Origin of the sequence: Citrobacter sp. Ca225 (genome assembly GCF_030337175.1) — a bacterium.
In the GTDB taxonomy this organism is placed as follows: Bacteria; Pseudomonadota; Gammaproteobacteria; order Enterobacterales; family Enterobacteriaceae; genus Citrobacter_A; species Citrobacter_A amalonaticus.
Genome location: NZ_JAOWCD010000069.1, coordinates 1 through 17031, shown reverse-complemented (window position 1 = coordinate 17031; position 17031 = coordinate 1). Strand labels below are relative to the sequence as shown.

The 17031-nt window shown below is 48.4% G+C and carries 23 protein-coding genes and 1 pseudogene; 20 read left to right on the top strand and 4 right to left on the bottom strand.

Annotation, left to right across the window (positions count from 1 at the left end):
- Window positions 1-63: 63 nt before the first annotated feature.
- Window positions 64-1211 (top strand): IS3 family transposase gene (locus OGW13_RS10880; RefSeq protein ID WP_096755719.1). Its coding sequence is split into 2 segments (ribosomal slippage): window positions 64-301 and window positions 301-1211, totalling 1149 coding nucleotides; the frame shifts between segments, so codons are not numbered across the junction.
- A 15-nt stretch (window positions 1212-1226) separates the two neighbouring features.
- Here OGW13_RS10880 and OGW13_RS10875 read toward each other — a convergent pair.
- From OGW13_RS10875 to OGW13_RS10865, 3 genes are all read right to left on the bottom strand, one after another.
- Complete coding sequence (locus OGW13_RS10875) at window positions 1227-1667, bottom strand: putative zinc ribbon protein (RefSeq protein WP_287116074.1); 441 nt, start codon at window positions 1665-1667, stop codon at window positions 1227-1229.
- Window positions 1668-1930: 263 nt separating this feature from the next.
- On the bottom strand, window positions 1931-2137 hold the full coding sequence (locus OGW13_RS10870; RefSeq protein ID WP_024156440.1) for a helix-turn-helix transcriptional regulator: 207 nt from the start codon (window positions 2135-2137) through the stop codon (window positions 1931-1933).
- 89 nt (window positions 2138-2226) lie between these two features.
- Entirely contained in the window at window positions 2227-2808 is a 582-nt protein-coding gene (locus tag OGW13_RS10865) for an inovirus-type Gp2 protein (RefSeq protein ID WP_097434450.1), read from the bottom strand.
- A 1194-nt stretch (window positions 2809-4002) separates the two neighbouring features.
- Between OGW13_RS10865 and OGW13_RS10860 the strand changes: the two genes are divergently transcribed.
- The 15 genes and pseudogenes from OGW13_RS10860 to OGW13_RS10790 all read left to right on the top strand — a co-directional run bounded on the left by OGW13_RS10860 (window position 4003) and on the right by OGW13_RS10790 (window position 12662).
- Window positions 4003-5106 carry a hypothetical protein gene (locus OGW13_RS10860; protein ID WP_038633739.1) on the top strand — a complete coding sequence of 368 codons (1104 nt, stop codon included), beginning with the start codon at window positions 4003-4005 and terminating at the stop codon, window positions 5104-5106.
- Between the two features lie 166 nt (window positions 5107-5272).
- Window positions 5273-6160, top strand: coding sequence for a GTPase family protein (locus tag OGW13_RS10855; protein ID WP_287116073.1), 888 nt, complete (start codon window positions 5273-5275; stop codon window positions 6158-6160).
- 205 nt (window positions 6161-6365) lie between these two features.
- Complete coding sequence (locus tag OGW13_RS10850) at window positions 6366-6767, top strand: hypothetical protein (protein WP_000819262.1); 402 nt, start codon at window positions 6366-6368, stop codon at window positions 6765-6767.
- Window positions 6768-6863: 96 nt separating this feature from the next.
- Window positions 6864-7331 (top strand): YfjT/YkfB family phage-associated protein, encoded by a 468-nt coding sequence (locus OGW13_RS10845; RefSeq protein WP_000727137.1) that lies wholly within the window; start codon window positions 6864-6866, stop codon window positions 7329-7331.
- Window positions 7332-7521: 190 nt separating this feature from the next.
- Window positions 7522-7772 (top strand): annotated as a pseudogene (locus tag OGW13_RS10840) (DUF905 family protein).
- Between the two features lie 115 nt (window positions 7773-7887).
- A complete protein-coding gene (locus OGW13_RS10835; RefSeq protein WP_001234374.1) occupies window positions 7888-8706 on the top strand; it encodes a DUF932 domain-containing protein in 819 nt (272 codons plus the stop codon).
- Window positions 8706-8969 (top strand): hypothetical protein, encoded by a 264-nt coding sequence (locus OGW13_RS10830; protein WP_038633754.1) that lies wholly within the window; start codon window positions 8706-8708, stop codon window positions 8967-8969. Before OGW13_RS10835 ends, OGW13_RS10830 begins: the two co-directional genes overlap by 1 nt.
- A 77-nt stretch (window positions 8970-9046) precedes the next feature.
- Entirely contained in the window at window positions 9047-9442 is a 396-nt protein-coding gene (locus OGW13_RS10825; RefSeq protein WP_052322945.1) for an antirestriction protein, read from the top strand.
- Between the two features lie 52 nt (window positions 9443-9494).
- Window positions 9495-9980: a RadC family protein gene (gene radC / locus OGW13_RS10820; RefSeq protein ID WP_287116075.1), complete on the top strand. Its 486-nt coding sequence runs from the start codon at window positions 9495-9497 to the stop codon at window positions 9978-9980.
- 11 nt (window positions 9981-9991) lie between these two features.
- Window positions 9992-10213 carry a DUF987 domain-containing protein gene (locus tag OGW13_RS10815; RefSeq protein ID WP_038633763.1) on the top strand — a complete coding sequence of 74 codons (222 nt, stop codon included), beginning with the start codon at window positions 9992-9994 and terminating at the stop codon, window positions 10211-10213.
- A 22-nt stretch (window positions 10214-10235) separates the two neighbouring features.
- Window positions 10236-10595, top strand: a complete 360-nt coding sequence (locus OGW13_RS10810) for a type IV toxin-antitoxin system YeeU family antitoxin (RefSeq protein ID WP_038633768.1) — start codon at window positions 10236-10238, stop codon at window positions 10593-10595.
- A 48-nt stretch (window positions 10596-10643) separates the two neighbouring features.
- Complete coding sequence (locus OGW13_RS10805) at window positions 10644-11021, top strand: TA system toxin CbtA family protein (RefSeq protein WP_040063377.1); 378 nt, start codon at window positions 10644-10646, stop codon at window positions 11019-11021.
- Complete coding sequence (locus OGW13_RS10800) at window positions 11018-11509, top strand: DUF5983 family protein (protein WP_040063379.1); 492 nt, start codon at window positions 11018-11020, stop codon at window positions 11507-11509. The genes OGW13_RS10805 and OGW13_RS10800 overlap by 4 nt, the downstream gene beginning before the upstream one ends.
- Window positions 11510-11538: 29 nt before the next feature.
- On the top strand, window positions 11539-11733 hold the full coding sequence (locus OGW13_RS10795; protein ID WP_047661001.1) for a DUF957 domain-containing protein: 195 nt from the start codon (window positions 11539-11541) through the stop codon (window positions 11731-11733).
- Between the two features lie 80 nt (window positions 11734-11813).
- Window positions 11814-12662, top strand: a complete 849-nt coding sequence (locus OGW13_RS10790) for a DUF4942 domain-containing protein (RefSeq protein ID WP_040229927.1) — start codon at window positions 11814-11816, stop codon at window positions 12660-12662.
- Between the two features lie 351 nt (window positions 12663-13013).
- On the opposite strand, the gene OGW13_RS10785 is transcribed toward OGW13_RS10790, so the two are convergent.
- On the bottom strand, window positions 13014-13196 hold the full coding sequence (locus OGW13_RS10785; protein WP_146255631.1) for a hypothetical protein: 183 nt from the start codon (window positions 13194-13196) through the stop codon (window positions 13014-13016).
- A 1052-nt stretch (window positions 13197-14248) separates the two neighbouring features.
- Between OGW13_RS10785 and OGW13_RS10780 the strand changes: the two genes are divergently transcribed.
- The 4 genes from OGW13_RS10780 to OGW13_RS10765 all read left to right on the top strand — a co-directional run bounded on the left by OGW13_RS10780 (window position 14249) and on the right by OGW13_RS10765 (window position 16883).
- Window positions 14249-14788 (top strand): fimbrial protein, encoded by a 540-nt coding sequence (locus OGW13_RS10780; RefSeq protein ID WP_044268420.1) that lies wholly within the window; start codon window positions 14249-14251, stop codon window positions 14786-14788.
- A 74-nt stretch (window positions 14789-14862) separates the two neighbouring features.
- A complete protein-coding gene (locus OGW13_RS10775; protein ID WP_287116072.1) occupies window positions 14863-15546 on the top strand; it encodes a fimbrial biogenesis chaperone in 684 nt (227 codons plus the stop codon).
- A 44-nt stretch (window positions 15547-15590) separates the two neighbouring features.
- Window positions 15591-15878: a FimD/PapC N-terminal domain-containing protein gene (locus tag OGW13_RS10770; RefSeq protein ID WP_287116071.1), complete on the top strand. Its 288-nt coding sequence runs from the start codon at window positions 15591-15593 to the stop codon at window positions 15876-15878.
- Between the two features lie 24 nt (window positions 15879-15902).
- Window positions 15903-16883, top strand: a complete 981-nt coding sequence (locus tag OGW13_RS10765) for an IS5-like element ISEc68 family transposase (RefSeq protein WP_000082736.1) — start codon at window positions 15903-15905, stop codon at window positions 16881-16883.
- The last annotated feature ends 148 nt before the right edge of the window (window positions 16884-17031 follow it).

Genomic DNA, 17031 nt, shown 5'->3' with positions numbered 1-17031 from the left:
TGAATCGCCACGGGTTTAACAGACACCTCAGAGTCATTTAAGATGGCTTAAAGAGAGGTGCCCATGAGCGGTAAGCGTTATCCCGAAGAGTTTAAAATTGAAGCAGTCAAACAGGTTGTTGATCGCGGTTATTCTGTTGCCAGCGTTGCAACACGTCTCGATATCACCACCCACAGCCTTTACGCCTGGATAAAGAAGTACGGTCCAGATTCTTCCACTAATAAAGAAGAGTCAGATGCTCAGGCCGAGATCCGCCGTCTCCAGAAAGAGCTGAAGCGGGTTACCGACGAACGGGACATATTAAAAAAAGCCGCGGCGTACTTCGCAAAGCTGTCCGACTGAGGTACGCCTTTATCCGTGACAACACCTGTTGCTGGCCTGTTCGCCTGCTCTGTCGGGTGCTGGATGTTCATCCCAGTGGTTTTTACGCCTGGCTTCAGCAGCCGCATTCACAACGCCATCAGGCAGACCTGAGGCTGACAGGGCAGATTAAACAGTTCTGGCTGGAATCGGGATGCGTCTATGGTTATCGCAAAATCCATTTGGATCTGCGGGACAGCGGGCAACAGTGCGGAGTGAACAGAGTCTGGCGACTGATGAAACGTGTCGGGATAAAGGCTCAGGTCGGATACCGGAGCCCGCGGGCACGTAAAGGCGAGGCCAGTATCGTGTCGCCCAACAGGCTCCAGCGACAGTTCAATCCGGATGCTCCGGATGAGAGTTGGGTAACGGACATAACCTACATCAGGACCCACGAAGGCTGGCTGTATCTTGCCGTGGTTGTTGATCTGTTCTCACGCAAAATTATCGGCTGGTCCATACAATCCCGGATGACAAAGGACATTGTCCTGAACGCACTGCTGATGGCTGTATGGCGGCGTAATCCCCAAAAACAGGTGCTGGTTCATTCGGATCAGGGCAGTCAGTACACAAGCCATGAGTGGCAGTCGTTCCTGAAATCACACGGCCTGGAGGGCAGCATGAGCCGTCGCGGTAACTGCCATGATAATGCGGTTGCAGAAAGCTTTTTCCAGTTGTTGAAACGTGAACGGATAAAGAAAAAAATCTACGGAACGCGGGAAGAAGCCCGCAGCGATATTTTTGATTACATCGAAATGTTTTATAACAGTAAGCGTCGGCATGGTTCTAGCGAACAGATGTCACCGACAGAATATGAAAACCAGTATTATCAACGGCTCGGAAGTGTCTAGATTATCCGTGGCGATTCATTTTTCAGGAACAGTGAGAATATCAAAGAGTTTCATTTCCGTACTGTAGATATGCTGCCTGCATTCCGGACAGCACCGGAGACCATAATATTCACGCTGGCAGAGCACGCGGAAATAATCCTTTTTTGAGGGACCTGTAGATGGTGTGTCATCACGTTCCATCAGTGCATTAACTGCCTGCTCAAAAGCTGATACTGGTTTCTCTTGGGGAATGGCCTGATACTCGCACTGTCTTAACTTAAGTTCTTCAGCTTCTTCCAGGTCATGTTCAAAATAACCGCCGCTGTCATGCGTCCAGCGTAGTCTCAAAGGATTGTTGCAGGAGCAGCAATACCAGCGTTCCCGTGAGCGAGGTGTTAAATCTCTGGTATGAATAACTTTGCCCATGTGGTTCAGGGCGGTACGAATGATGCGAAATTGCATATTGTGAATCGTCATAATAATGGTCCTTTGCCGGACGACGCGCAGGCGTCATTCTTCCCGTGGAGGGCAGACGTGCATGCGGTATCCGGAATTAAATGAAATGAGGTCAGGGGCATGGGAATAAGACGTGGGTTAAATCAGGCAAAAGGTTTCAGCGAAATGCCGTAGCGGTGGACAGGGCCATCCGGTAACAGAACGGACAGGGCGTCACACCGCAGAACTGGTGTCTGCATTTGTCACATATCCAGCGTGGAGGAATTGTCGTAGCGTACATGAGGTCAGCCTCTGGAGTCGGTGATACGCTGCTGTAGCCAGGCTTCCACTTCGCTTTCAAGCCAGCGGGAGCTACGCCCAAGCTTAATGGGTTTTGGGAATTCACCCAATGAAATCAATTTGTAGAACCATTTGTCGGTTAAGCCGGTGAGCTGTGTAATGAATGCCATATCGACAAACTTATCGTTAAGCAGGCTGGTTGGTGTGGTCATCGTTTTTTCTCCGTTGGTGATAAGGGAGAAGAAGCCAGGTATTCGAATGGTGCAGACTTCTTCAAACGATGACGCACTGGCGTAATTTTTTAGCCGATAACGCGACTCCGGGGTCTGCCTGTTACGGACACTACCGGGACTGCGCTGACTCTGTAAATCCGGCGCTCTGTACGCTGCGACTGTTTACCCAGATAGCTCAGGATGTACTGCATACCTTCCCTTCCTCTGCGATCTGAAAAGTTGATTACTCGTTCACCTCGCACCCGGTAATGTCCCTTAGGCTCACACCGGTGCGCGTAGCCTTCTCCGTCCGTAATGTCCTCCCACAGCAACTGGATGGATTTCCAGAAGCACCAGGCCTTCCGGTGGCTCTGACCATTGATATAAAACGCCGCATGAATGTGGTAACGGTGATCTCCCCCATATTCCATTACCCAGGCATATCCCTCCAGACCAGATATCTCTGCGCATTGCTCAGTCAGCCATGTCATCTCAGCCACCAGTTGATGAATATCACCATACGCGTATGAATCAGAGTTTTTCCTGTATGCAAAATCCACCCGAAGCATGAGTAATTTCGAATGACAGTCAAATAACCGGTCCTGATGGTTAAATAATACTGACTGAAGAGAATAGTCTGGTTTGTGGTTTGAGTTGATTACGTATTCCATGATAAATATCCCATAACAGTTATTGGTCATGAGATTACAGGAGAGATTAATTTTTTATGCAGAATACCGATTCAGGTTGTCAGCCATGAAAGTATGTTATTGCGTATCATTTTTCACATGTACTGTAACAGTAATTTCTTATTGTAAAATGGAATGAATGTTCATCACACTGGAAAGTCTGACAATCATTATGCTTTACGGCAAATAATAAACAATGATGTTAGTAAACATTGAACGTACCGGGATGTCTGAAAAGAAATCATCACCCGGTAGACGAAGGAATACTGTACTTACTGAAGAGTCAGTATTCATGGATACAAAGGTGTAAGCAGTTGGATAAATAACACTTCTTTTATAAAATAACACTAATAACCTTAATGTTTCTTTTCACACCGTCAGTAACCTCCAGAGAATACACACACTACGCAGGTTTAAGTTATTCACACCCTGGTGTTAAAATGATATTAGCCACCATTTCTGTCTTCCGGACTTGATACCTGTACAGGCATGTGTTCATGAAAGATTTGTATACGCACACTTTTTGACTCCCGGAACTGGTCACCCTGCCACTGTAATATTTACTGCAATAGTATCTTGCCGTTATTTATACCGATACGGGGTTTATTTTCTGATTACTCCCCCGGTATTTTCAGGCACAAAAAACGTGGAAGTAAGAGAGTAATTATTGGTTACTCAGGAAAAACATTCCATGCGCGGCCCGGAAAACATGAAAAAAGGTAAATTCATGACGGGCTAACGTATTTATTTTCGAGGGGAAACCGCATTCTCCCCGGCGATAACAATCAGACCACAGAATGCTCTGCAACTGGATGACAGGATAAGATACTCCCTGACCAGGTAAACACAGTCGGAAAAACAGTCTCGCTGTAAGACGCTGATCGGAAGTAACGGAACACCCTCAGTCGCCTGAAAAGACAGTCAGAATCGTTTTCACCTTAAAATCATGTCATAACAATCTGAAACAACAGAAAAAAACAAACACACAAAAAATGACAAACAAATTATATATAATTCATTTAATTCAATGAATTAAGAGGCAATCATAAGCTCTGAATAATGCTTAAAAGGCTATGTTTTACCATGCCGGTTCTGTGATCTAATCACTCTTAATTCAGAGCTTTATACGATATAATTCGGAGGTATAAAAACAGAACCAGTATTCGGGAGAGCAGAATGAGAAGGGACGGACTGAATGATTTTTATGAAGTGAACTTTCTGAGGTTAAGGGAGATAGATGCCACATATCCATCGGAACCCATACGTTACGCGGACCTGGCTGACATATACAGCTTCATCAGCTTTAAAGATGCAGAATGTGAAAAAATACCGTCTGATAAACTTTCCACTAAAAAAAGAAAAACACAGGTAACAGACGGCTACGCATGCAATCTTTTGTCGGACATTCTTAAATATGAGAATTCATTACGCCCTGGCTCATCCCGTTCTCTCGCAGGAACACATAAATATTTGAAGCTTCATTGCGAAGCAACCCCAGAATATAAAGAAGAACTGAAGAGAAATCTTATTCACAAAGAAGATGTGCTACTTAAAATTCAGACTGAATATAACAAAATAAAAAATAAAGCATCCGGAAAAATCACAATAATCCCAATCAGCTTTCACCTCAACTGCAAGACAAATGGAATACTTGAACACATCATCGATGACTTAACCATAATTAACATAGCCTTTTCCTCGATGATGAGTAAAATAAAACATCGCACAATGTACAGCCGGATAGCCGGACATGTAAGACTGGGCATGCTGGACGAGAATTTTGAGCCTTTCGCCCATGTGTTATTTTTTATTCAGGACGGGGCTGTCAGTCATGACTTTATCAGGGAAATTATTGAGGTCTGGTACTCTTTCATCCCTGAAGACATTGAATGCCTGGTGGGTGTTTCTGGTTTTGACTTTAATTTCTTACTCAACTTCCAGCGTGAAGTCATCAACAAACAAAAAAGTTCTCCCACGCCAGGAGGAATAGACTTTTTCATATCCGACATACTGAATCCGTTCCCTGATGTCACTGCACCTGGCTATCGGCGTCATGAACCCTGCACATTATTCTCCCGTCTGCTCAGAAGAACAGAAAGGGAAGATAACATCAACAGACCCCACCGACGACGTCTTGCTGACAGGGAGGCAGAAATCAGTGCGACTAAAAAAAAGAGTGGTTATGACAAACTGAAAAACACACCAGCAATTCACAGGGAATATTTTTTAAGAATTGCAAAAAAAATCAACAAAATTCCTTTTATGCGTACCATAAACTGAATCAACATATCTGTGGGGGGCGCTCGCCCCTGCTGATATCTGGATTAAATGCTATATCCGCATTTTTAAATTTTTCTCAGTTATATATCACCTCAGTGAATTCCCTCCCGTTTACGTCAGTCAGGCCATCCATCCGTGATGGCCATTTTATTATGCCGAGGCTTATATGAAACATCCTTCGGGCTATGCCCTTATCCGTCGCCATCTGCGGCGCTATCCCCGTATTCTGCGGCAGCATCTTCTCCGGGAGCTCAGCCGCCTCGTCGCGTATGAACCCGTGATTGGCATCATGGGCAAGACCGGCGCCGGCAAATCCTCGCTGTGTAATGCGTTGTTCCGGAGTGAAGTCTGTGCGGTGAATGCCGTGGAGGCCTGTACCCGTCAGCCTCAGCGTGTACGTCTGCGCTTCGGTAACCATTACCTGACGCTGGTGGATTTACCCGGTGCGGGAGAGAGCATCAGCCGTGACAACGAATACCGTGAGCTGTACCGCGAACTCATGCCACAACTCGATATGGTGCTGTGGGTGCTCAAGGCCGATGACCGCGCATTCTCGGTGGAAGAGCTTTTTTATCAGGAGGTATTCGCACAATACAGCGGACCGCTGCCACCGGTGTTATGGGTCCTCAACCAGGTGGATAAAACCGAACCTGCAGCGCACTGGAACTGGTTATCGGCGCAGCCATCAGCATTGCAGGCTGAACGTATTATACAGAAACAACAGACCGTGGCCCGTCAGATGGGAACCGCAGAGACGAATATTCTTCCGGTGTCAGTCAGGGGGCGGTACCACCTTCCCCGTCTGGTGGAGGCGATGATTACCCGTCTCCCAAAGCAGGCCCGCAGCCCGCTGGTGCCTCACCTGCAAAGCGGGTACCACACCCCCGGCATTATCACTACCGCCCGCAACAGCTTTGGCGATGCCGTGGTGGAAGTGATTGACGCGGTCATCGACCAGGCCCCGTTGCCGCAGGTTGCACGTTGCGCGCTCCGGACAGTCACACACACCGTGGCCCGTGCTGCCCGGACCGTCTGGTCCTTCTTCTTTGGCTGACTTCCGCATCGATAAGCCTGTCTTCCGTTTCGATAAATAATCTGGCTCTGTCACGATCGATTTTGTCGATCGACCCGATCGGTTTTATTCATTGTTCATGATGAATTTCCGGTTATAGAATCCCTCAGGGATACTGTATTCAGCCATTTACTGATTAAAAATCAATGCGATGAATTGCAGGAATGCCTTCATCCGGAGAAAAGTAATGAAAAGGTTTTTTATGGCGCTGACCGCCAGTCTGTTGTTCACCTCACTTCCCTCCCTGGCCGGCAGCGATATGCCCGTTAAAGTGGAGGTCAGCCATGCCGGCCATGAGTGCTATGGCTGCATCTATGTCACCGTGACAGCAAAAACCGACACCGTTCTGATAAAGAAAATCGATGTTAACCGGGGAAAATGTCCGATGCTGACACACCGAAAAATAGCCTACAGGGGCCGGAATGTGGATGGCTGGTGGCCCACAGATAAACCGTTCACACCCCGTAAAATGACCTTCGCTGAGAGTGTCTTCTGGAAATTTGGTCACACTTTGGATTTTGGTAAAGCCTGCAATTTTGTTGAGGCCCGGGTGTTCACCGATCAGGGCACATTCACCGTCAGCCAGTGATATCGCCAGTATCACTTATCAGCCCTCTTTCTTAACGCGTCTCAATGTCTTCAGGAGAGACCCGTATCGTCTTAACCATCACCCTCAGGGAATACTATGAAAAAGAAAATACTGCTTTTCACTCTTCTGATATCTGCTCTGACTCCGGCAGTGTCACAGGCCTTCGGTAACCGTGATACCTGGGCCAGCGGCTGGGGTCAGGGCGTGTCTGAGTTTGTAATTCTGGGGAAAGGACAGTCACAGCTTTACCTGACCTGCGAAGACACCGGCTCACAAGCGGCCACCCTGACCTTCACCGACGCAAACGGTCATCAGGTCAGGATGGATAACGGCCAGTCGCTGGACATGAAAATTGACGATGAGGAGCCTGTCAGCGTCAGTGACAGCGAGTCACATGTGGGCTCAGACAACGTGGCATGGGCATGGGATAAACTGCGCACCGGTAAGCGGGTCATTGTGTCCGGGGAGGGCGTAAAGGCAGCCGTGTTTACGCTTAACGGTGCGGGGAAGGTCCTTCCCGCGTTCGGGGACAGCGGCTGTCTGCCGAAATATGCCCTGCCGTAATAAAGACAGGTAACGCCTTTTTTCTGAATTCATTCACGCTCACGACAACAGGAACCTCAGTCCATGACGCATATCCCGGTTCAGGCAGCACACACCCGCCAGCCCTGACCACTGCATCAGTATTTCACACCGCCGACGCCCTGCTCATTTGAGCGGGGCGTTTTCTTTTGTTTCTCATCAGGGATCAGATATGCAGACCACTGATAATGCGTCGCTGCCACCCGGCCCCTTCACCCGCCGACAGGCGGAAGCCATGGCCGCACGCTATCTCAACGTCACCGTCGAAGACGACCAGGGCCCCATTTTCGTCTGGTCATCCGCGACTGCCGTGGCATGCTGATATGGCGGGACTGGAATTTTGCCCCGCAGGCCGGAGAGATGCTGAACCGCTATCTCATCAGCGACGGTATTCCTGTGTCACCACAGCCACTGAGCCACTGAGCGGCGAAGTCCTGCTCATTTTTCAACAGAACACAGTCCCCCACAGGCCATGCACCTTCCGGAGCATGGCCTTTCTGCTTTTATGCCCTTTAACCCGATATCAGAGGTATTAACCATGCGCTTAGCCAGCCGTTTTGGTGCGGCCAGTCTCGTACGCCGCGACCGCCCACTGACCCGTGATGAACTGGCACACTATGTGCCCAGCGTATTCAGTGAAGAAAAGCACGAATCACGCTCAGAACGTTATACGTATATCCCGACCATCACACTGCTTGATAATCTGCAGCGGGAAGGCTTCCAGCCGTTCTTTGCCTGCCAGACCCGCGTTCGCGACCTGAATAAACGCGACCACACAAAGCACATGCTGCGTCTGCGGCGTGAGGGGCAAATCACCGGCAAACAGGTCCCCGAAATCATCCTGCTTAACAGCCACGACGGCTCCAGCTCATACCAGATGCTGCCGGGCCTGTTTCGCTTTGTCTGCCAGAACGGACTTGTCTGTGGCGAAACCTTTGGTGAGGTTCGCGTACCGCACAAGGGGAATGTGGTGGATAAAGTCATTGAAGGGGCTTATGAGGTGCTGGGGATATTTGACCGGGTGGAGGAGAAGCGGGATGCCATGCAGTCACTGCTACTTCCTCCGCCGGCACAACAGGCGTTTGCCAGAGCCGCCCTGACGTACCGCTTTGGGGAAGAGCACCAGCCGGTGACGGAAGCACAGATTCTGTCTGCGCGACGCTGGCAGGATGAAAGTTCCGACCTGTGGACCACCTACCAGCGTATCCAGGAAAACCTGATTAAAGGCGGTCTGCCGGGCAGAACAACGAAAGGTAAACGGGCCCACACCCGTGCGGTTAACGGCATTGACGGCGACGTGAAGCTCAACCGCGCCCTGTGGGTAATGGCGGAAAGCCTGCTCGGGAGCCTGAAGTAATGCAGTGTATTCCTGGCGGCGTGATTCAGGTTTCGCCACATCCGTTCTCCCTGATCAGTGAGCAAAGCTGCCGCTCCATCTCTGATGACGACCTGTGCGCCTGGTGCTCTCACCTTCTTTATCGTCCCGGTGAACTCAGCCAGTGCGGCATAAGTATCCCTGAGGGGCACTGGCCTTCACGCTGTGATGATGATGGCTATGTGCAGTTCTGTCCGTCACTTTGTCACAACAACCCACATGAAAATACAAAGGAAATCAAATGAACAACATACTCACCCTGACCAGTCCGGTGACTGAATCTCTCACCTCACCACGTACTGATACAGACCGCATCGAATGCATGCCCGTACCCGATGAACAGCGTGCCGCCTTCTGGCCGCAGCAGTTTGGCAGCATACCGCAGTGGATAACCCTTGAACCCCACATTTTTGGCTGGATGGACCGGTTTTGCAGGGACTACAGCGGCGGGATATGGAATTTCTTTACCCTCAGCAATGGCGGTGCATTTATGGCCCCGGAGAACGAAAACGATGAGAAATGGACACTGTTTAACAGCATGAACGGTAACGGCGCAGAGATGAGCGCTGAGGCTGCCGGGATAGCCGTCTGCCTTATCGCTTACAGTCATCACGCCTGCCGCACCGAATGCGATGCCATGACGGAGCACTATTATCGCCTGCGGGACTATGCCCTGCTGCACCCGGACTGCCACGCAATTATGCGTATCATTGATTAGGGGAATAACCATGACGAATCCGGCCCCCTTACCCACGTCATCGCAGCCTGATATGTTCCCGTCACTGACCTCACCACACCAGGAAGTCCCCCTGTCCCCGTATGCCCGGCGAACGTTACGGCGGGCAATGAACCTGCTGGAGCGCCAGTTGCGTGAACCCGGTGTGGCCTTCACCTCCGCCGGTGCCACCCGGGACTGGCTGCGTCTGCGCCTGGCAGGGGAAGAGCGCGAAGTGTTTATGGTGCTGTTCCTCGACAACCAGAACCGCCTCATTGCCCACGAGATACTGTTCACCGGCACTATCAGTCATACCGAAGTCCATCCCCGGGAAGTGGTGAAAGCCGCCCTGAAACATAACGCAGCCGCCGTCATCGTTGCCCATAACCATCCGTCAGGCCTGGCGGAGCCCAGCCTGGCTGACCGCCGCCTCACGGAACGTCTTAAGCAGGCACTGGACCTGGTGGATATCCGCCTGCCGGACCATCTGGTGGTTGGCGGCATGGAAGTAGTGTCATTCGCTGAACGCGGCTGGCTGTAAGGAGAGCAGCGATGAAGATTATCAGCAAACGTCAGGCGATGGCGCTATATCGCCAGCATCCTGAGTCCAGGCTGTTTCGCTTCTGTTCCGGAAAATACGCCTGGTCCGGCAGCGTCTGCCACTATGCAGGGAAGGAGGTCCAGGATATCAGCGGCGTCCTGGCCGTGTTCGCTGAACGTCGCCAGGACCGCAACGGCCCGTATGTCGTTCTGCGCAGCGTCACCCTCAGTTAACTCATATTCAAGGAGCACGAGCTTGTTGAATAAAACACTGCCGGCAAATCATCATATTTCTGAACCGTGGTGGGGACTGAAACGTAATATCACCCCGTGCTTCGGTGCACGGCTGGTACAGGAAGGCAACCGGCTGCATTATCTGGCCGACCGCGCCAGCATCACCGGGACATTCACCGACGCGGATTTGCGCCATCTCGACCAAGCGTTTCCGGTACTGCTGAAGCAAATGGAACTGATGCTGGTTTCCGGCGAACTCAGTCCCCGCCATCAGCACTGCGTCACGCTGTATGCAAAGGGACTGACCTGCGAGGCTGACTCACTCGGATCGCATGGCTATATCTATATAGCGATTTATCCGACACCATCAGTAACGTCATAACCCCCGCAACACCTTTCTTTTTACCCCTTCAACAACGAGATACCCCTTATGCAAACACAACCCGTATCCCCGGCACGGGAGGCTTCTCCACGTCTGTCACCCGTGGAGATTTGGCAGCGACTTCTGAGCCACCTGCTGGATCATCACTACGGTCTGGCGCTAAACGACACGCCGTTTGGCAACGACGACGTGATTCAGGAGCACATTGACGCCGGTATTTCCCTGTGTGATGCCGTCAATTTTATCGTCGAAAAATACGATCTGGTACGCACTGACCGTTACGGATCCAGCACTACAGAGCAGTCACCGCTTATCAGCAGTATCGATATTCTCCGCGCCCGTAAGGCCTGTGGACTGATGACACGTAACGGCTACAGAGCGGTGACAGATATCACTACAGGCAAATACAGCAAGATGACCCGATGAAGCTGTCTCTCAACGTGGAAGCTGATGCCATCAACGTTCTGGCCCTCAACATGGGGCGTATCGCAGTGGATGTCGATGGTATTGAATTGTCCGAACTGATCGCCGCGGTAAACCAGAACGGCTGCTCACTGCGGATCGCGGATGAACCTGGGAAGATCGCCGTTGAATTCCCACGGCCCCCTTTTACATCATTACCGGGGATGTGCTGCAGTACTGCGCACCTCACGGAGGAAGACAATTCACTGTTGTACGCCCTGTCACATCAGCGCGAAGACTTCGGCGAGTCGGAATGGATTATGTACACTGGTTCAGGTTATCTGATTCGCCTGTATGCCTGGTCGTTTCCGGTATTACGGCTCAAACGCCTCGGACTGTCGAAAGCCTGCCGCCGGTTAGTGATAACGCTTATCCGTCGCTACGCCGTTGGCATTGTTCATCTGGATGCCTTTGGCGAAGTGCTGCCCGGCTTTGACGTTTTCGACTGGTAACCCCACCTCAATCACCACAAGGTTTTCACATGCCAGAATTAACCACTGAAACCGCTCTCGATATTTTGATTTGCTTGCTGCAGGACAACATCTGTTGCGACAGCGGGATTATCTTCGATAACGACGAAGTAAATACCGATTCAGCCGTGCTGTTGCCATGGATTGAACAGGCACTCAGGGATGTTCGCGATCTTCAGCGTCTGCAGCAGACCAGTACAGATTAATTACCTGTCCGTACTCATCACTTACCCATAAGCGCCAGCCCTCACCGACTGGCACTTTGCTTTATATAAGGAAATAAATGATGTCAGACCTTACTCTTAACGAACCCGAAGTATTAACCGGCCACACAGACGTTATTTGCTCCACCAGCATTGAGCGCATCGTCACCGGACGTAATGCGGCGCTGGCGCAGATTGAAGTGCTCATGCAACAACTTAGCGATATTGCAACACTGACCCGCAGTATTGGCGGTAAAACCGCTCTGGACTGGGCCATGAAGCAGGAATTCCGCCGCGGTTGCTGGTTGATGGAAAAACCAGAAACAGCGATGAAAGCCATTACCCGTAATCTCGATCGTGGTATATGGCGCGATTTAATGAAAAAGTCAGGGATGCTTTCCATCATGGACGCTCAGGCTCGTGATCAGTGGTACAGAAATCTTGGGGGGGAGAACATTCCTGCAGTCAGCGAAGCCAACATTCTGAGCACTTTTGAGCAACTGTATCTGAATAAAGGTGATGTGTTTGAGCGGGGTGTCATTAACGTCTTCAAAGGGTTGAGCTGGGATTTTAAGACGAACAGCCCCTGTAAATTTGGAGGGAAAATCATCGTCAGTGGGCTAGTCAAATGTGACCGGTGGGGATTTGGGCTTCTCTGGGGCTGGCAACGCGATCGGTTAGCTGACCTTGAGCGGATGCTGATGCTTCTGGACGGAAAACCGGTTCCCGACAACCGTGCCGACGTCACCCGTCGTCTCGCCAATCATATCCATGAAAACAGGCACAGCAATCGTTACGAGGATGAGATGTTTGCAATCAAATACTTTCAGAAGGGAACTGCTCATATCACCTTTAAGCGGCAAGAACTGGTCGATAAGCTGAATGACATCATCGCACGTCACTACCCTGGAATGCTGGCATCCGGACAGTAATCAGGGGCCTGCACATATGTGAAATGTCAGTATCAGTGCAGAGTTAAACAAACCCCTTGCCAGGTTCGCCTGCTTATGGACAATATGATACTGACGTTCCTGGTGCTTTTCTTCTGGTGGTTTGTTACTGGATTCTGTAACGCACCAGGAGCGTCACCAGACAAAGGACCATCATAAAGTATCAACACATCAGCCTGAGGCGAGTATCCCACTTATCGTCACCGATTCGGGTTTCGGATTCATACCAATCGGGAATGAGGGTACAAATGAGGGCATAAATATAATCACATCAAAAATTTTACTTATAAATCATAAAGATAAAACAAAAGATCGATTCCGAGTCCGGCACCACTATTCATAAGGCCTCGCTGAAAAGCGGGGCTTTTTTCTTTTCTGGCTACGGTAGATTTCTGGTCGTTGCAACACGTTATTTGTTTGCTGGATTTCACGCCATTTCTGCAAATGTTCTTTGCTGTCAAAGACATCCATACTCTCTGATAAGCCTGTAAACAAACCCGCTTTAGTTCCATGCATTTTTTGAATTCCCGGCCAAATCCTGCGCGAGCGCTATACGCTGACAGCGCAATAACGACTGGTTTTGCAGGTCGGGGGTTATAATAAATCGCTGAGTGATGACGATATTAATATTACTTTTCTTTGTGGCGTTTTTATACCATCTTGAGCTATAGAGTAATGTCGGGTGAAAATCGTAATCAAAAGATCAATCATGGGGAAAACGCAATAAAAAGAATAATGACCCATCCAGATTATCTGGACGCATATAAAGTTATATTTTGTTCTGCACTAACTCAAAATCAAACAGGATTAATGTAATAACTATACGTAAATTCAGATTATGACATTCAAGATTCTGTTTGAATATCATACCAATAAGATGCATTTCTGGCTGAGCTTCATGTTCCAACTCTCCAACTCATTGATAATAATAAAAGTCAGACTAATTTCCTGAAGGAGTGTCCGCTGGCGACAATATTATCTATAACGCCCTGTCTATATGTATTGTAGAGATAGATTCTCTGAAATGAGAAAAAGCAGACCTGACAATAATAACTGACTCCTCTATTGTTTCCACACCATTTTTCGGACAGTTTCAGTTTTCTGAAAATAGTGACATGCAACAGCCATTGTTACTCACAATAAAAAAAGCTTACTAAATGACCGCTTTGAAGTGATGAAATCGCATTTTCTGCCTATATCCAAAGACTTTGCAAATAAAAATTAATACATCACATTTATACGTTAGTATGACTTAAGTATTGGTTGCTTAGAGACAAAAAGCCTCGCTAACGAGGGGGGATTGCCCCTGGTGGTGCGGATTGTAGCTCGGCGCAACGACTACAGATGAATTGTTCAATGATATAATTTTATTGCGATTAGTCTTTTTAGCATACGAATAACTAATTAATGAAGTCCTATATAGGAGTGGGCATACTAATTAGGACACATTTACTATTCGGATTAGAGCCACATAGAATTAATATTACTCCAGCTAACCTTCTGGGCTCAGCAAAGTGGTTTTAAAAGGTTAATAAAAGACATGCGTCTAAGGATAGAAGGATTTAAAAATGAGTAATAAGTTTTTTGCAGTTGCGGTTATGAGTATGTCTGTTGTTATGGGGATGTCAACAGCCCAGGCTAACAACGATGGTACTGTTAATTTCACCGGTGAAATTATTGGTACAGCCTGTACGGTTGATATCGGCGCAAATAACACAATGAATGTTGATCTCGGTAAAGTGAGTAAAACTGTTTTTACCGGAACGGGTACATACGCTTCAGCGACTGAGTTTGACTTAAAAGTGAAGGACTGTCCTGCAACTGGTATAAATGGCATTACCGTTAAGTTTGATGGTACTGCGTACGCTGGCGATAATAGTGTTCTTGCTCTTACCGAGGAAGACGGTGTTGCAACAGGCATTGCGATTGAGCTGTTAGATAAGAGTAAAAAAGCCGTTCCACTGTTTACCGATAGCGATTCATACGCTTTAGAGGCGGGTAAAACTGAGCTTACCATGCCGATGTATGCTCGTTATAAGCAGGTGGCCGCAGCTGTTACTGCCGGTCCGGCAAACTCCAGTGTTCAATTTACTCTTAACTACAACTAATTGGTGGAGTATTGACTAATTAGCACGTGGAGTAATTTTCACGTGCTATTTATAATATTATATAAGATATCATTATGAATCGTTCAATTATCTCTATCATAGCTATTTTAGGTGGCTATTTACTGGCTTCCTCTGCTCAGGCTGGGGTTGTTATAGGCGGTACTCGTATCATTTATGATGCGACAAAAAAAGATGCGTCCATTACTGTATCCAATCCTGACAATCATCCTTATTTGATTCAGACCTGGGTGGATAATGTAGAGAATGTCACAAAGGAAGTGCCTTTTATTGTCACACCGCCCCTGTATCGACTGAATGGTGGCAAGAAAAGCATGATGCGGATTGTCTATACAGAAAGTTCCTTGCCTGAAAATCAGGAATCAATGTTTTATTTCAATGTAAAAGCAATACCTTCATCATCGGAAACGTCCAGTAATGTGTTACAGGTTGTTGTTAAAAGTAAAATGAAATTGATTTACCGACCCAAAAAATTAAAAGGTATAGAGCCTGAAAGTTTTGCTGAAAATCTGCAATGGAATATCAGTGGGAATCAATTAAATGTAAAAAATCCATCTCCATTTTATATGAACTTTGGAGAGATTAAGCTCAATGGTAGCGCGATCAAATCAGCATCATATGTTGCACCAAACTCTAGCGCGAACTTTACGCTTCCTGGTCCAATGAAAAATGGCGCTATATCGTTTAAATTAATAAATGATTATGGCGGCCTGAGTAAAGAATTTAATTCCAAAATATAATAATGGACTATCTAATGAACTGCTTGCAAGGATCTAGCCCTCGAATGAAGAGGTTGGCATTGTTGGTTGCCTTAGTATCATTAGGTTATCCATTTAATGTTTTGCCTCGCGACCACTTCAATTCTGCGCTATTAGAAAATAATAGACCAGAGATCAAAGGGGTTGATTTGTCATCATTTGAAAATGGAATGCAACGCGCAGGGAAGTATCGCGTTGATATCATTTTGAATAATGACTTCTTTGCCTCAAAAGATATTAATTTTTCCAATGGCGAAGACGGGGAACTAAGGAAGGTGCGAATAAGTCCGAGATGTGAGATCATCGTGTTGTAACCTGAACCCAGAATGAGTAACCGGATGAGCCAGCAACTGACTTTTGCCGACAGTGAGTTTTCCAGTAAACGCCGCCAGACCCGCAAAGAAGTTTTCCTTGGCAGAATGGATGACTTGCTTCCCTGGGACAAATTACTTGGCGTTATCGAGCCTGTGTATCCCAAGGCCGGTAATGGTCGCAGGCCCTATCCGCTGGAAACCATGCTGCGTATTCACTGCATGCAGCAATGGTACAACCTGAGCGATGAGGCCATGGAAGATGCCCTCTATGAAATCGCCTCCATGCGCCAATTTGCTCGCCTGTCACTGGATAAAGCCATTCCAGACCGCACTACCATCATGAATTTCCGGCATTTGCTGGAGCAGCATGAACTGGCCCGCAAAATCTTCAGTACCGTTAATCACTGGCTAGCAGAGTGTGGCGTTCTAATGACCCAGGGCACCTTGGTGGATGCCACCATCATTCAAGCCCCCAGCTCTACCAAAAACAAACACAACAGCCGTGATGAAGACATGCACCAGACCAAGAAAGGTAACCAGTGGTACTTCGGCATGAAAGCGCACATTGGCGTGGACGCCAAAAGTGGCCTGACCCACAGTCTGGTGACCACGGCGGCTAACGAGCACGACCTCAATCAGGTTGGCAAGTTACTGCATGGCGATGAAGAATTTATCTCAGCCGATGCTGGTTATCAGGGGGCCGAAAAGCGCGATGAGCTCAGCGATGTCAGCGCAGACTGGCTTATCGCCAAGCGTCCCGGCAAAGTGAATGCATTGAAGCAACACCCGCGCAAGAACAAGCTGGCCATCCGTTACGAATACCTGAAAGCGAGTATCCGAGCGAAGGTTGAGCATCCATTTCGGATAGTAAAATGTCAGTTTGGTTTCGTCAAAGCCAGGTACAAGGGGCTGGCTAAAAATGACAGTCAACTGGCGATGTTATTCACCCTGGCGAACCTGGTTCGAGTTGACCAATTGATACGGGCACAGGCGAGATCTACCTGAAATGAGGAAATTAGCCTGAAACAGGGCCAAAATCAGCCACGAAGAGACGATTTTGGGCTGAAAATTGGAAAATTGAGCCACAGGACGTCGATAAAGGACGGTTTGGGGCGTCATATCGGGAGCTGCGGACCACTTAATCGCAACTTCC

What these genes read in the sequence shown, in the direction of transcription:
- OGW13_RS10875 (WP_287116074.1), bottom strand. Translation starts at nt 1,667, where the DNA reads ATGACGATTCACAATATGCAATTTCGCATCATTCGTACCGCCCTGAAC.
- OGW13_RS10870 (WP_024156440.1), bottom strand. Translation starts at nt 2,137, where the DNA reads ATGACCACACCAACCAGCCTGCTTAACGATAAGTTTGTCGATATGGCA.
- OGW13_RS10865 (WP_097434450.1), bottom strand. Translation starts at nt 2,808, where the DNA reads ATGGAATACGTAATCAACTCAAACCACAAACCAGACTATTCTCTTCAG.
- OGW13_RS10860 (WP_038633739.1), top strand. Translation starts at nt 4,003, where the DNA reads ATGAGAAGGGACGGACTGAATGATTTTTATGAAGTGAACTTTCTGAGG.
- OGW13_RS10855 (WP_287116073.1), top strand. Translation starts at nt 5,273, where the DNA reads ATGAAACATCCTTCGGGCTATGCCCTTATCCGTCGCCATCTGCGGCGC.
- OGW13_RS10850 (WP_000819262.1), top strand. Translation starts at nt 6,366, where the DNA reads ATGAAAAGGTTTTTTATGGCGCTGACCGCCAGTCTGTTGTTCACCTCA.
- OGW13_RS10845 (WP_000727137.1), top strand. Translation starts at nt 6,864, where the DNA reads ATGAAAAAGAAAATACTGCTTTTCACTCTTCTGATATCTGCTCTGACT.
- OGW13_RS10835 (WP_001234374.1), top strand. Translation starts at nt 7,888, where the DNA reads ATGCGCTTAGCCAGCCGTTTTGGTGCGGCCAGTCTCGTACGCCGCGAC.
- OGW13_RS10830 (WP_038633754.1), top strand. Translation starts at nt 8,706, where the DNA reads ATGCAGTGTATTCCTGGCGGCGTGATTCAGGTTTCGCCACATCCGTTC.
- OGW13_RS10825 (WP_052322945.1), top strand. Translation starts at nt 9,047, where the DNA reads ATGCCCGTACCCGATGAACAGCGTGCCGCCTTCTGGCCGCAGCAGTTT.
- radC (WP_287116075.1), top strand. Translation starts at nt 9,495, where the DNA reads ATGTTCCCGTCACTGACCTCACCACACCAGGAAGTCCCCCTGTCCCCG.
- OGW13_RS10815 (WP_038633763.1), top strand. Translation starts at nt 9,992, where the DNA reads ATGAAGATTATCAGCAAACGTCAGGCGATGGCGCTATATCGCCAGCAT.
- OGW13_RS10805 (WP_040063377.1), top strand. Translation starts at nt 10,644, where the DNA reads ATGCAAACACAACCCGTATCCCCGGCACGGGAGGCTTCTCCACGTCTG.
- OGW13_RS10800 (WP_040063379.1), top strand. Translation starts at nt 11,018, where the DNA reads ATGAAGCTGTCTCTCAACGTGGAAGCTGATGCCATCAACGTTCTGGCC.
- OGW13_RS10795 (WP_047661001.1), top strand. Translation starts at nt 11,539, where the DNA reads ATGCCAGAATTAACCACTGAAACCGCTCTCGATATTTTGATTTGCTTG.
- OGW13_RS10790 (WP_040229927.1), top strand. Translation starts at nt 11,814, where the DNA reads ATGTCAGACCTTACTCTTAACGAACCCGAAGTATTAACCGGCCACACA.
- OGW13_RS10785 (WP_146255631.1), bottom strand. Translation starts at nt 13,196, where the DNA reads ATGCATGGAACTAAAGCGGGTTTGTTTACAGGCTTATCAGAGAGTATG.
- OGW13_RS10780 (WP_044268420.1), top strand. Translation starts at nt 14,249, where the DNA reads ATGAGTAATAAGTTTTTTGCAGTTGCGGTTATGAGTATGTCTGTTGTT.
- OGW13_RS10775 (WP_287116072.1), top strand. Translation starts at nt 14,863, where the DNA reads ATGAATCGTTCAATTATCTCTATCATAGCTATTTTAGGTGGCTATTTA.
- OGW13_RS10770 (WP_287116071.1), top strand. Translation starts at nt 15,591, where the DNA reads ATGAAGAGGTTGGCATTGTTGGTTGCCTTAGTATCATTAGGTTATCCA.
- OGW13_RS10765 (WP_000082736.1), top strand. Translation starts at nt 15,903, where the DNA reads ATGAGCCAGCAACTGACTTTTGCCGACAGTGAGTTTTCCAGTAAACGC.